Source organism: Streptomyces sp. NPDC048297, assembly GCF_043201585.1.
In the GTDB taxonomy this organism is placed as follows: Bacteria; Actinomycetota; Actinomycetes; order Streptomycetales; family Streptomycetaceae; genus Streptomyces.
This window is the reverse complement of sequence record NZ_JBICZA010000013.1, coordinates 140,905-154,158: the sequence shown is the minus strand read 5'-3', so window position 1 is coordinate 154,158 and position 13,254 is coordinate 140,905. Positions and strand designations below refer to the sequence as shown.

Annotated in this window: 9 protein-coding genes; 4 read left to right on the top strand and 5 right to left on the bottom strand. The window is 71.6% G+C overall.

Translation table 11 applies throughout. The annotated features are described in order from the left end of the window. Positions 1–67: 67 nt before the first annotated feature. Both ACGFYV_RS17005 and ACGFYV_RS17000 read left to right on the top strand, forming a co-directional pair. Entirely contained in the window at positions 68–307 is a 240-nt protein-coding gene (locus ACGFYV_RS17005; protein ID WP_393879156.1) for a heavy-metal-associated domain-containing protein, read from the top strand. Between the two features lie 122 nt (positions 308–429). Continuing rightward, positions 430–2,763, top strand: a complete 2,334-nt coding sequence (locus ACGFYV_RS17000; protein ID WP_393879155.1) for a heavy metal translocating P-type ATPase — start codon at positions 430–432, stop codon at positions 2,761–2,763. 871 nt (positions 2,764–3,634) lie between these two features. On the opposite strand, the gene ACGFYV_RS16995 is transcribed toward ACGFYV_RS17000, so the two are convergent. The 5 genes from ACGFYV_RS16995 to ACGFYV_RS16975 form a co-directional block, all read right to left on the bottom strand. After that, on the bottom strand, positions 3,635–4,924 hold the full coding sequence (locus ACGFYV_RS16995; protein WP_393879154.1) for a citrate synthase: 1,290 nt from the start codon (positions 4,922–4,924) through the stop codon (positions 3,635–3,637). Between the two features lie 229 nt (positions 4,925–5,153). Next, positions 5,154–7,409 carry an ATP-dependent RecD-like DNA helicase gene (locus ACGFYV_RS16990; RefSeq protein WP_393879153.1) on the bottom strand — a complete coding sequence of 752 codons (2,256 nt, stop codon included), beginning with the start codon at positions 7,407–7,409 and terminating at the stop codon, positions 5,154–5,156. A 65-nt stretch (positions 7,410–7,474) separates the two neighbouring features. Next, positions 7,475–8,275 carry a sugar phosphate isomerase/epimerase family protein gene (locus tag ACGFYV_RS16985; protein WP_393879229.1) on the bottom strand — a complete coding sequence of 267 codons (801 nt, stop codon included), beginning with the start codon at positions 8,273–8,275 and terminating at the stop codon, positions 7,475–7,477. 53 nt (positions 8,276–8,328) lie between these two features. Continuing rightward, positions 8,329–9,480, bottom strand: coding sequence for a dihydrodipicolinate synthase family protein (locus tag ACGFYV_RS16980; protein ID WP_393879152.1), 1,152 nt, complete (start codon positions 9,478–9,480; stop codon positions 8,329–8,331). Then, the gene (locus ACGFYV_RS16975; protein WP_393879151.1) at positions 9,477–10,628 is read right to left on the bottom strand and encodes a Gfo/Idh/MocA family protein; all 1,152 of its coding nucleotides are present in this window, start codon (positions 10,626–10,628) and stop codon (positions 9,477–9,479) included. The genes ACGFYV_RS16980 and ACGFYV_RS16975 overlap by 4 nt, the downstream gene beginning before the upstream one ends. A gap of 368 nt (positions 10,629–10,996) precedes the next feature. On the opposite strand from ACGFYV_RS16975, the gene ACGFYV_RS16970 reads away from it, so the two are divergent. Continuing rightward, positions 10,997–12,046 carry a LacI family DNA-binding transcriptional regulator gene (locus tag ACGFYV_RS16970; protein WP_393879150.1) on the top strand — a complete coding sequence of 350 codons (1,050 nt, stop codon included), beginning with the start codon at positions 10,997–10,999 and terminating at the stop codon, positions 12,044–12,046. A 191-nt stretch (positions 12,047–12,237) separates the two neighbouring features. Further along, positions 12,238–13,038, top strand: a complete 801-nt coding sequence (locus ACGFYV_RS16965; RefSeq protein WP_393879149.1) for a sugar phosphate isomerase/epimerase family protein — start codon at positions 12,238–12,240, stop codon at positions 13,036–13,038. Positions 13,039–13,254 lie beyond the last annotated feature (216 nt).

Genomic DNA, 13,254 nt, shown 5'->3' with positions numbered 1-13,254 from the left:
TAGTGTCGGGAGCGTGGGGTTCCACCGTGGAATCTTTCGCCCCTTACGCCTCGACGAGGAGAACGACATGAGCACCCAGACCGACGCCCCGGGCTCCGTCACCGCCGTCTACCAGGTGAGCGGCATGAGCTGCGGCCACTGCGAGGGTTCCGTCAGTGCCGAGATCTCACAGATCCCCGGTGTCAGCTCGGTGAAGGCCGTCGCGTCGACCGGCGAGGTGACCGTCGTCTCCGCCGCCCCGCTCGACGACGAGGCCGTCCGCGCCGCCGTCGACGAGGCGGGCTACGAACTGACCGGCAAGGCCTGAGCACCGAAGCCGCACGACCGGGCCCGCCTTCGCGCGGGCCCGCACACCTTTCCCCGACCGGGCCACGCCGACCAGCTCATACTGGAATCCGCAGGGCCCGGTCCGATGTCTGGAGTCCGGACATGACCAGCACCACCACAGCACCCGGGACCGCCCCGGAGGCAGCTGCCGAGGCGACGGCGGCGGCCGGCCGCATATCCGAGGTCGAGCTGCTCATCGGCGGCATGACCTGCGCCTCCTGCGCGGCCCGCGTGGAGAAGAAGCTCAACCGCATGGACGGCGTGAGCGCCACCGTGAACTACGCGACGGAGAAGGCGAAGGTCAGCTACCCCGAGGGCCTCCAGGTCGCCGACCTGATCGCCACCGTGGTGACGACCGGCTACACCGCCGAGGAGCCCGCGCCGCCGCAACCCGTGGCACCGGCCGAGGACGGCGCGCAGACGTCCGCGCCCGACCCGGAACTGGCCGCCCTGCGGCACCGTCTGCTCGTCTCGGTCCTGCTCTCCGCCCCCGTGGTGCTGCTGGCGATGGTCCCGGCGCTGCAGTTCGACAACTGGCAGTGGCTCTCGCTGACGCTCGCCGCTCCGGTGGTCGTCTGGGGCGGGCTGCCCTTCCACCGGGCCGCCTGGACCAACGCCCGGCACGGCGCCGCCACGATGGACACGCTGGTCTCGGTCGGCACGCTGGCCGCGTTCGGCTGGTCGCTGTGGGCCCTGTTCTTCGGTGACGCGGGCATGCCCGGCATGCGGCACGGCTTCGACCTCATCGCCTCCCGCGCGGACGGCGCCTCCACGATCTACCTGGAGGTCGCCGCCGGAGTCGTCACGCTGATCCTGCTCGGCCGCTATCTGGAGGCCCGCTCCAAGCGCCGCGCGGGGGCCGCCCTGAAGGCGCTGATGGAACTGGGCGCCAAGGACGTCACCGTGCTGCGCGCGGGGCGCGAGGTGCGGGTGCCGGTGGCCTCGCTGGCGGTCGGCGACCGGTTCGTCGTACGGCCCGGAGAGAAGATCGCCACCGACGGGACCGTGATCGAGGGCACCTCCGCGGTGGACGCGTCCATGCTGACCGGCGAGTCGGTACCGGTGGACGTCGCCCCCGGCGACCGGGTCACCGGCGCGACCGTGAACGCCGGCGGCCGGCTGGTGGTCGAGGCGACCCGGGTCGGCACCGACACGCAGCTCGCCCGGATGGCGAAGCTCGTGGAGGACGCGCAGAACGGCAAGGCCGAGGTGCAGCGGCTCGCCGACCGCGTCTCCGCCGTCTTCGTCCCCGTCGTCATCCTCCTCGCGGCTGCCACGTTCGGCGCCTGGCTGGGCGTGAGCGGTGACGCGGTCGCCGCGTTCACCGCCGCCGTCGCCGTCCTGATCATCGCCTGCCCCTGCGCGCTGGGCCTCGCCACTCCGACCGCGCTCATGGTCGGCACCGGCCGGGGCGCCCAGCTCGGCATCCTGATCAAGGGTCCCGAGGTGCTGGAGTCCACGCGCCGTGTCGACACCGTCGTCCTCGACAAGACCGGCACCGTCACCACCGGCCGGATGACCCTCCAGGACGTCCACGTCGCCGGCGGCGAGGACCTGCGGGAGGTGCTGCGCCTCGCCGGCGCCCTGGAGCACGCCTCCGAGCACCCGATCGCCCGCGCGATCGCCGCGGGCGCCGAGGAACGCTTGGAAGGGGCGAGCGCGCAGCGCTCTCCGGCAAGGGCGGTGGTGGGCGACGGGTGGGCACTGCCGCCCGTAGAGCACTTCGAGAACGTCCCCGGGCGGGGCGTGCGCGGGCGCGTGGAGGGCCGCGAGGTGGCCGCCGGGCGGCTCTACGACACCCTGCCCGAGGAACTGGCCGCGGCCCGCTCCCGGGCCGAACAGGAGGGCCGTACCGCGGTCGTGGTCGGCTGGGACGGCAGGGCCCGCGGGGTCCTCACGGTCGCCGACGCGGTCAAGGAGACCAGCGCCGAGGCCGTGCGCGAGCTGCGCGCGCTGGGGCTCACGCCGGTGCTGCTGACCGGGGACAACCGGACCGTCGCCGAGACGGTCGCACGGGCCGTAGGCATCGACGAGGTGATCGCCGAGGTGCTCCCCGAGGACAAGGTGGACGTCGTACGACGGCTGCAGCGCGAGGGGCGCACGGTGGCGATGGTCGGCGACGGCGTGAACGACGCTGCCGCGCTCGCCACCGCCGATCTGGGCCTGGCCATGGGCACCGGCACCGACGCGGCGATCGAGGCCGGCGACCTGACGCTGGTGCGCGGGGACCTGAGGGTGGCCGCGGACGCCATCCGGCTCTCCCGGCGCACCCTCGCCACCATCAAGGGCAACCTGGTGTGGGCGTTCGGCTACAACGTGGCGGCGCTGCCGCTGGCCGCGGCGGGCCTGCTGAACCCGATGATCGCGGGCGCGGCGATGGCCTTCTCGTCGGTGTTCGTGGTGACCAACAGCCTGCGACTGCGGCGCTTCCGCTGAAGTCGCCCAAGGTTACCGGGGGGTTCGACCCAGACGAAGTAAGAGTCCCTCTAGAGTCGGACGGGAGCCTCACATAAGCTCTTCACAAGGCTCGCGCATCTTCCTTACGCTTGAGCCCTGATCGCGGTATCGGGGCTCTTGCGCACGTAAAGGACATATGCAAGAGACGCAGATCACAGTGATGTGAACGTAACCATCGAAGGGCTCCGAAGGTCTAAGTTGGCGATGTCAGCACAGCGTCTTGGGGGGCGCTGACTGGCGTCTGAGGTCGTCTTGGGGGACTTCCTCAGAGATGCGTTGCCGGGGCACGTACACCGGGAAGCTTTGAGCGGCCCTCCCAGCGTGCGTTGTCCCGGCAGATCGCAGCATCACTGGAGCACGGCGGGCTCGTCCCGTCGTGCTCAGACAGCGAATTCAGGCGCTGTCCTCTCCGAGCGCCCGGCCGGATCCCGTGGGGGGAATCCGTACCGGGACATGGGAAGGCGCCCTGGTCGTCGGCCCGTGGGGGGACTGGCGTCAGGGCGCCTTCTGCTGCCTTTTTACGGCTATGCCGCTTGTCGGCGGTCGGCTGCCTTGTGCGGCTCTGCCGCTTTTTCACGGCTCGGCCGCCGTGTGCGGCTCGGCCGCCTGTTTGCGGCTGCCGCTCTTCCGCGGCTCGGCCGCCTGTTTGCGGCTGCCGCTCTTCCGCGGCTCGGTTCGCCACCGGGGCGCCGCCGTGCCGGATGTGCGGCTGCCGCCGCGTGGCGGTGCCGAGACCGCGACCGCGCTCAGCCCCTCGGGCCTCCGCACGCACGCACCCTCGACACCGGCGCGCCCCCTCGGCTCACTCGCCGCCGCGGTGGACGCGCCTCACCGACGGACGCCGCAGGCGTCAGCGGCCCTCGACCGGCACGAAGTCGCGCTCCACGACGCCCGTGTAGATCTGACGCGGGCGCCCGATGCGGGAGCCGGGCTCCTTGATCATCTCGGTCCACTGGGCGATCCAGCCCGGCAGCCGGCCGAGGGCGAACAGGACCGTGAACATCTCGGTCGGGAAGCCCATGGCCCGGTAGATCAGACCGGTGTAGAAGTCGACGTTCGGGTAGAGGTTGCGCGAGACGAAGTAGTCGTCGGAGAGCGCGTGCTCCTCCAGCTTCAGCGCGATGTCCAGCAGCTCGTCGGACTTGCCGAGCGCGGAGAGGACGTCGTGCGCGGCGGCCTTGATGATCTTGGCGCGCGGGTCGAAGCTCTTGTAGACCCGGTGGCCGAAGCCCATCAGACGGACGCCGTCCTCCTTGTTCTTCACCTTGCGGATGAAGGAGTCGACGTCGCCGCCGTCGGCCTGGATGCCTTCGAGCATCTCCAGCACCGACTGGTTGGCGCCACCGTGCAGGGGGCCCCACAGGGCGCTGATGCCGGCCGAGATCGAGGCGAACATGTTCGCCTGCGAGGAGCCGACCAGGCGGACCGTGGAGGTCGAGCAGTTCTGCTCGTGGTCGGCGTGCAGGATCAGCAGCTTGTCCAGCGCGGAGACGACGACCGGGTCGAGGTCGTACTCCTGCGCCGGCACCGAGAACGTCATGCGCAGGAAGTTCTCGACGTAGCCGAGGTCGTTGCGCGGGTAGACGAACGGGTGGCCGATCGACTTCTTGTACGCGTACGCGGCGATCGTCGGAAGCTTGGCGAGCAGGCGGATCGTGGAGAGGTCGCGCTGGCGCTCGTCGAAGGGGTTGTGGCTGTCCTGGTAGAAGGTGGACAGCGCCGAGACCACCGAGGACAGCATGGCCATCGGGTGGGCGTCGCGCGGGAAGCCCTTGTAGAAGTTCTTGACGTCCTCGTGCAGCAGGGTGTGCCGCGTGATCTCGCCCTTGAACGTCGTCAGTTCGTCGACGGTCGGCAGCTCGCCGTTGATCAGCAGGTAGGCCACCTCGAGGAAGGTGGAGCGCTCCGCCAGCTGCTCGATGGGGTAGCCGCGGTACCGGAGGATGCCCGCCTCGCCATCGAGGTAGGTGATCGCGGATTTATAGGCGGCCGTGTTCCCGTACCCGCTGTCCAGTGTCACCAGGCCGGTCTGGGCGCGGAGCTTCCCGATGTCGAAGCCCTTGTCGCCGACGGTGCTGTCGGCCACCGGGTAGGTGTACTCGCCGTCGCCGTACCGCAGTACTACAGAGTTGTCGCTCACGTCTTCCCTCACCGACGTAGTGCCTCATCTTCGAGGTGCCCTGACTGTCTCTACCATCCCCCATTTGGCTCAGGAGAGTGCACTCGGGGTCGACCATTGGGCCTAATGGCGGCACTCAGTGCCGCCAACCTCCTCATCCTGCCCCCTCCAAGGGGCAACCGGAAGGGCTCTGTGACCTTCACGACTCATTTGATCGATCATTTTTCGCTACCGGGGGCGACGGCCGAGGTCAGCGGCCGGCGAGCCTGAAGTCCAGGGCCGTGCACCGCCGTCCGGCCGACACCGTGCGCACCGCCTGCCCGATCGCCTTGCGTGAACCGACGAGGACGACCAGTCGTTTCGCCCGCGTCACCGCCGTGTACAGAAGGTTCCGCTGGAGCATCATCCACGCTCCGGTGGTGACGGGGATCACGACCGCGGGATATTCACTTCCCTGCGAGCGGTGGATCGTCACCGCGTAGGCATGGGCCAGTTCGTCCAGTTCGTCGAAGTCGTACGGCACCTCCTCGTCCTCGTCGGTGACCACCGTGAGCCGCTGCTCGACCGGATCGAGGGAGGTGACGACGCCCACCGTGCCGTTGAAGACGCCGTTCTCCCCCTTCTCGTAGTTGTTGCGGATCTGGGTGACCTTGTCGCCGACGCGGAAGACCCGGCCGCCGAACCGCTTCTCCGGCAGATCGGGGCGGCCGGGCGTGACGGCCTGCTGGAGCAGGCCGTTGAGGGCGCCGGCACCGGCCGGGCCTCGGTGCATGGGCGCGAGCACCTGCACGTCCCGGCGCGGGTCGAGCCCGAACTTGGCCGGAATGCGCCGCGCGGCCACGTCCACGGTGAGCCGGCCGGCCTCCTCGGTGTCGTCCTCCACGAACAGGAAGAAGTCCTTCATGCCGTCGGTGAGCGGGTGCTGCCCGGCGTTGATGCGGTGCGCGTTGGTGACCACGCCGGACTGCTGGGCCTGCCGGAAGACGCGGGTGAGCCGGACGGCGGGGATCGGGCCGCCGTCGGCCAGCAGATCGCGCAGCACCTCGCCGGCACCGACGCTGGGCAACTGGTCGACGTCCCCGACGAAGAGGAGGTGCGCGCCCGGGGGCACGGCCTTGACCAGCTTGTTCGCGAGGAGCAGGTCGAGCATGGACGCCTCGTCCACGACCACCAGGTCGGCGTCGAGCGGGCGGTCCCTGTCGTAGGCCGCGTCACCTCCGGGCTTCAGCTCCAGCAGCCGGTGCACGGTGGAGGCCTCGGCGCCGGTCAGCTCGGCCAGCCGCTTGGCGGCCCGCCCGGTCGGCGCGGCGAGCAGCACCTTGGCCGCTCTGGCGCGGGCCAGCTCCACGATCGAGCGGACCGTGAAGGACTTGCCGCAGCCGGGGCCGCCGGTGAGCACGGCGACCTTCTCGGTCAGCGCGAGGCGTACGGCGGCCTCCTGCTCGGGGGCGAGATCGGCGCCGGTGCGGGACTTCAGCCAGCCCAGTGCCTTGTCCCAGGCCACGTCCCGAAAGCCCGGCATCCGGTCCTCGTCGGTGCGCAGCAGGCGCAGCAGCTGGGCGGAGAGGGATAGCTCGGCGCGGTGGAACGGGACGAGGTAGACGGCGGTCACGGGCTCGTCGTCGCCCTCGGGGCCGGGCACCTTCTCCCGTACGACGCCCGGTTCCTCGCCGTCCTCCCCCGGCCCGGCCAGCTCGGCGAGGCACTCGATGACGAGGCCGGTGTCGACCTGGAGGAGTTTGACCGCGTCGGCGATCAGCCGCTCCTCGGGGAGGAAGCAGTGGCCCTGGTCGGCGGACTGGGACAGCGCGTACTGCAGACCCGCCTTGACCCGCTCCGGGCTGTCGTGCGGTATGCCGACGGACTGGGCGATCTTGTCGGCGGTGAGGAAGCCGATGCCCCAGACGTCGGCGGCCAGGCGGTAGGGGTGGTCCTTGACGACGGAGATCGACGCGTCGCCGTACTTCTTGTAGATCCGGACGGCGATCGAGGTGGACACCTCGACGGTCTGGAGGAAGAGCATGACCTCCTTGATCGCCTTCTGCTCCTCCCAGGCGTCGGCGATCTTCTTCGTCCGCTTGGGCCCGAGCCCCGGCACCTCGATGAGCCGCTTCGGCTCCTCCTCGATGATCTTGAGGGTGTCCACCCCGAAGTGCTGCGTGATGCGGTCGGCGAAGACCGGCCCGATGCCCTTGACCAGGCCGGATCCCAGGTAGCGCCGGATGCCCTGGACGGTGGCGGGCAGGACGGTCGTGTAGTTCTCGACGTGGAACTGCTTGCCGTACTGGGGGTGCGAGCCCCAGCGGCCCTCCATGCGCAGCGACTCCCCGGCCTGGGCGCCGAGCAGCGCGCCGACGACGGTGAGGAGGTCGCCGGCGCCGCGGCCGGTGTCGACCCGGGCGACCGTGTACCCGTTCTCCTCGTTGGCGTACGTGATCCGTTCCAGCACGCCTTCGAGGACGGCGAGCTGCCGCTCGCCGGTCCGCGTCCCCACCTCTTGAGCCATGCTCCGACGGTACAGGCGGGGTGTGACAGTGGGTCACCGCACGGAGGTGTCACCGCACGGAGGTCTCAGCGCACCACGTGCCTCAGGAACCTCTCCGTCGTCTCCGCCAGGACCTCACGGCCGTCGCGGGCCCACAGCCCCTCGTTGAACAGTTCGACCTCCATCGGCCCGTGGTAGCCGGCCGCCTCCACATACCCCTTCCACTCCCGCATGTCGATCGAGCCGTCCCCGATCTGGCCGCGGCCGTCGAGGACGCCCGCGGGCAGGGGGGTGGTCCAGTCGGCCAGCTGGAAGGTGTGGATGCGGCCGGCCGCGCCCGCGCGGGCGATCTCGGCCGGGGCCCGGTCGTCCCACCAGACGTGATACGTGTCCACGGCCACCCCGACCTGGTGCGCGGGGAAGCGTTCGGCGAGGTCGAGGGCCTGGGCGAGGGTGGAGACCACGCAGCGGTCGGAGGCGTACATGGGGTGGAGGGGCTCGATGGCCAGTCTCACCCCGTGCCGCTCGGCGTAGGGGCCGAGGACGGACAGGGCGTCGGCGACGCGTTCGCGGGCGCCGCGCAGGTCCTTGGAGCCGGCGGGCAGGCCGCCGGACACCAGGACCAGTACCTCGGCGCCGAGCGCGGCGGCCTCCTCGACGGCCGCGTGGTTGTCGCCGAGCGCCTCGGCCCGCTCGACCGGGTCGCCCGCCGTGAGGAAGCCGCCCCGGCACAGGGTGCTCACCGTGAGACCGGCGTCGCGTACGAGCCTGGCGGCGGCCTCGACCCCGTACGCCCGCACGGGTTCCCGCCACAGGCCGACGCTGCCGACTCCCGACCGGCCGCAGGCGTCGGCCAGTTCGGGCAGCGACAGCTGTTTGACCGTCATCTGGTTGATCGAGAAGCGTTCGAGACCGGTCACTGGACGATTCACTCGGCGACTCACTGGACGACCCCGTACAGGGCGAGCAGGTTCTTCATCCGTTCCTCGGCGAGTCTGGGGTCCGGGAACAGGCCCAGGCCGTCGGCGAGTTCGTAGGCGCGGGCGAGGTGGGGCAGGGAGCGGGCCGACTGGAGGCCTCCGACCATCGTGAAGTGGGACTGGTGGCCCGCGAGCCAGGCGAGGAGGACGACTCCCGTCTTGTAGAAGCGGGTCGGGGCCTGGAAGAGGTGGCGGGACAGTTCGACCGTGGGGTTCAGCAGCCGGCGGAATCCTCCGGTGTCCCCCGTGTCCAGGACCCGTACCGCCTCGGCGGCCAGCGGTCCCAGGGGGTCGAAGATGCCGAGCAGGGCGTGACTGAAGCCCTGTTCGTCGCCCGCGATCAGCTCGGGGTAGTGGAAGTCGTCGCCCGTGTAGCAGCGGACGCCCTCCGGGAGCCTGCGGCGCAGGCCGATCTCGCGCCCGGCGTCCAGCAGGGAGACCTTGATGCCGTCGACCTTGTCGGGGTGGGCGGCGACGACCTCCAGGAAGGTGTCCGTCGCCGCGTCCAGGTCGGACGAGCCCCAGTGGCCCGCGAGCGCCGGGTCGAACATCGGGCCCAGCCAGTGCAGGATCACCGGCTCGGCGGCCTGGCGCAGGAGGTGGCCGTAGACCTCCAGGTAGTCCTCGGGGCCCGACGCGGCGGCGGCGAGCGCCCTGGACGCCATCAGGATCGCCTGCGCGCCCGTCTCCTCGACGAGCGCGAGCTGCTCCTCGTAGGCCGCTCTCACCTCGGCGAGCGTGCCCGCGGCGATCTGGTCGGTGCCGACGCCGCAGGCGATACGGCCGCCCTCGCCGCGCGCCTCCGCCGCGGACCGGCGGATCAGTTCGGCGGCGCCCGCCCAGTCCATGCCCACCCCGCGCTGGGCGGTGTCCATCGCCTCGGCGACGCCGAGCCCGTGCGACCACAGGTGGCGGCGGAAGGCGAGGGTGGCGTCCCAGTCGACGGCGGCGGGCGCGTCGGGGTTCGTGTCCGCGCGGGGGTCGGCGACGACGTGCGCCGCGGAGAAGACCGTACGGGAGGTGAAGGGGGTGCCCGGGGCGAGGCCGAGGGGCTCGGTGCGGGGCTCGTACGTCCTCACGTCGCCCTGGGCGTCGGGCAGTCGGATGGTCACAGGGAGATCTCCGGTACCTCGACGCGGCGGCCCTCGGCCGAGGACCTCAGGCCCAGTTCGGCGAGCTGGACGCCGCGGGCGCCGGCCAGCAGGTCCCAGCGGTAGGGGGCGCCGGCGTACACGTGCCTGAGGAACAGCTCCCACTGGGCCTTGAAGCCGTTGTCGAACCCGGTGTTGTCCGGGACCTCCTGCCACTGGTCGCGGAAGACCTCGGGGGCGGGGACGTCCGGGTTCCAGACGGGCTTGGGGGTGGCCGAGCGGTGCTGGGCACGGCACCGGCGCAGCCCGGCGACGGCGGATCCCTCGGTGCCGTCCACCTGGAACTCGACGAGTTCGTCGCGGTTGACCCGGACCGTCCAGGAGGAGTTGATCTGGGCGATCGCGCCGCCGTCGAGTTCGAAGATGCCGTAGGCGGCGTCGTCGGCGGTGGCGTCGTAGGGCTTGCCGTTCTCGTCCCAGCGCTGGGGGACGTGGGTGGTGGCCAGGGCCTGGACGGAGGTCACGCGGCCGAAGAGTTCGTGGAGCACGTACTCCCAGTGCGGGAACATGTCGACGACGATGCCGCCGCCGTCCTCGGCACGGTAGTTCCAGGAAGGGCGCTGGGCCTCCTGCCAGTCGCCCTCGAAGACCCAGTAGCCGAACTCGCCGCGCACGGACAGGATCCGGCCGAAGAAGCCGCCGTCGACGAGCCGCTTCAGCTTGAGGAGGCCGGGCAGGAAGATCTTGTCCTGGACGACGCCGTTCCGGACGCCCTTCTCCCGTGCCAGGCGGGCGAGTTCGAGGGCGCCGTCGAGGCCGGTGGCGGTGGGCTTCTCGGTGTAGACGTGCTTCCCGGCGGCGATCGCCTTCCTGATCGCCTCCTCGCGGGCGGACGTCACCTGGGCGTCGAAGTAGATGTCGACGCTGTCGTCGGCGAGGACGGCGTCGACGTCCGTCGACCAGTGCTCAAGGCCGTGCCGGGCGGCCCGCTCCCGCAGGGCGTGCTCGCGGCGGCCGACCAGGACCGGTTCGGGCCACAGCACGGTGCCGTCGCCGAGGCCGAGGCCGCCCTGCTCGCGCAGGGCGAGGATCGACCGGACGAGGTGCTGGCGATAGCCCATGCGTCCGGTCACGCCGTTCATGGCGATACGCACCGTCTTGCGTGTCACGTGGGTCCTCTCCCGTCACTTGTGCGGCAAGCGCGCGGCAATCGCGTAGCAAGCGCTTTCTATCCCTGTGAAGCTAGCCTCTTCCTCGTGGCCCCGACAAGGTCTGCGCGGCTTCGAGCCGTATTGCGGATCACCGGTCACGTTGGGCGAAGGGGCGAACAAACCGGTTGGTTGGCCCTAAAGTCGGCTCGACACCGTAGGGAACCGAGGCCGCGTGCGCCCTGTCTTACGAGGACGGACGGCGACGTACCGACGTCCGGCGACGTACGAGGACGTGCGGGGCGAGGGCGTACGGGTCGAGGACGTACGACACCAGAACGACGAGAACGACACGCGCGGCCCGATGCGCGCGACCGGAGGACGACGAGATGACGGTGACCCTGGCGGACGTGGCGGCCCGCGCCCAGGTCTCCCCCGCGACGGTGTCGCGCGTGCTGAACGGCAACTACCCGGTGGCCGCCTCCACACGCGAGCGGGTGCTGCGGGCGGTGGACGAGCTGGACTACGTCCTCAACGGACCCGCGAGCTCTCTCGCCGCGGCCACCTCCGACCTCGTCGGCATCCTCGTCAACGACATCGCCGACCCCTTCTTCGGGATCATGGCCGGCGCCATCCAGTCCGAGATCGGGGGGCCGGGCGGCCGGGCGGGCGGCGAGCGCCTGGCCGTCGTCTGCAACACGGGCGGCTCCCCCGAGCGCGAGCTGACCTACCTCACCCTGCTCCAGCGGCAGCGGGCCGCGGCCGTGGTGCTGACCGGCGGGGCCGTGGACGACGCGCCGCACGCGGCGAAGGTCGCGGCGAAACTGCGCAAGCTGGCGGAGGCGGGGACACGGGTCGTGCTGTGCGGGCGCCCGCAGGCTGCCGGCACCGAGGCCGTCGCCCTGACCTTCGACAACCGGGGCGGGGCACGGGAGCTGACCGAGCACCTGATCGGCCTCGGCCACCGCAGGCTCGGCTACGTCGCCGGCCCGCGGGACCGCACGACCACCCGTCACCGGCTGGAGGGCCATCGCGCCGCGCTGGAGGCCGCCGGCATCGCGGAGGACCCCGGCTGGACGGTCTACGGCCGCTACGACCGCCGCTCCGGTTACGAGGCCACCGTCGAACTCCTGCGCCGCGACCCCGGCCTGAGCGCCGTCGTCGCCGCCAACGACACCATCGCCCTCGGCGCGTGCGCCGCCCTGCGCGACGCCGGCCTGCGCATCCCCGAGGACGTCTCGGTCGCCGGCTTCGACGACCTCCCCTTCAGCATCGACGCGGTACCCGCCCTCACGACCGTCCGGCTGCCCCTCGCCGAGGCCGGCGCCAGGGCGGGCCGCATCGCCATGAACCGCGAGGAGGCTCCGCCCGGGGGGATCGCCACGGTGCGGGGGGAGCTGATGGTGCGGGGGTCGACGGGGGTGCCGCGGGTGGTGTGAGGGGGGGGCATGCGGGGGGTGGCTTGCCGGGGGCGGCCTGGGTGGTCGGTCTGGGTGGTATGGGTGGTCTGGGTGGGTGGTCGGTCTGGGTGGGTGGTCGGTCTGGGTGGGTGTCCTGTGCGGCCGGCTCGGGTGACTGTTTCGGGTGGGGCGCGGGTGGAGCGGGCCTGCGGCGAGTAGGGTCCGAAGCCATGAAGCTGGCGTTCTCCACTCTCGGTGTCCCCGGCATGTCCGTACCCGGGGTTCTCGCGCTCGCGAACGAGCACGGTTACCACGGCGTCGAACTCCGCACGCATCCCGAGGAGCCGGTGCACACCGGCCTCTCCCCCGCCGAGCGCGCCGAGACGGCCGCGCTGTTCAAGGCGGAAGGGGTGGAGGTGCTGGGCCTCGCCGGATACGCGCGGGTCGCCGCGCCCGGCGACGACGCCCCCGTCCTCGACGAGATCCGCGGCCTCCTCCAGCTGGCACACGACCTGGGCGCCCCCTTCATCCGGGTCTTCCCCGGAGCCGACCCGGACCGTCCCCGTACGGAGTCCGACGCCCTCGCCGCCCGCCGGCTGGGAACCGCGGCCGAGGACGCCTCCGCGCTCGGCGTCCGGATCCTGCTGGAGACCCACGACTCGCACCGCACCGGCGCCGACGCGATCCGCGTCCTCGGGCCGGTCGGGCATCGGCAGGTGGGCGCGCTGTGGGACGTCATGCACACCTGGCTGGGCGGCGAGCAGCCCGACGAGAGTTACGCCGCGCTCGCTCCCCACCTCGGCTACGTCCAGGTCAAGGACATCGCCTCCGCCGACGACACCACCCCGCTCCCGCTCGGCGCGGGCGTCCTCCCGCTCACCGAGTGCGTGGACGTGCTGTGCCGTCACGGGTGGGACGGCTGGCTGTGCTGGGAGTACGAGAAGCGGTGGTACGACTCCGCGGCCCCGCTCCCGGCCCTGCTGGGCGCTGGCCGCGGGCATCTGGGGCGGCTGCTCGGCGAGGCCGCGTAGCGGTTCTGCGGGGCGCGGTTTCGGGTGCGGGTGGCTGGCGCCGTGTTTCGGTGCGGGTGCGTTGTGGTTGGTCGCGCAGTTCCCCGCGCCCCTTCGGAGGGCGCTACGCGCCCTGTTTGGGTGCGGTTTCGGGTGCGGCGCCGTCGTGGCTGGGCGCGCCCGCGCGGCGGAGCCGCATATCGATACAGACCCGCGCCCCCTGAGGGGCGCTAGCGT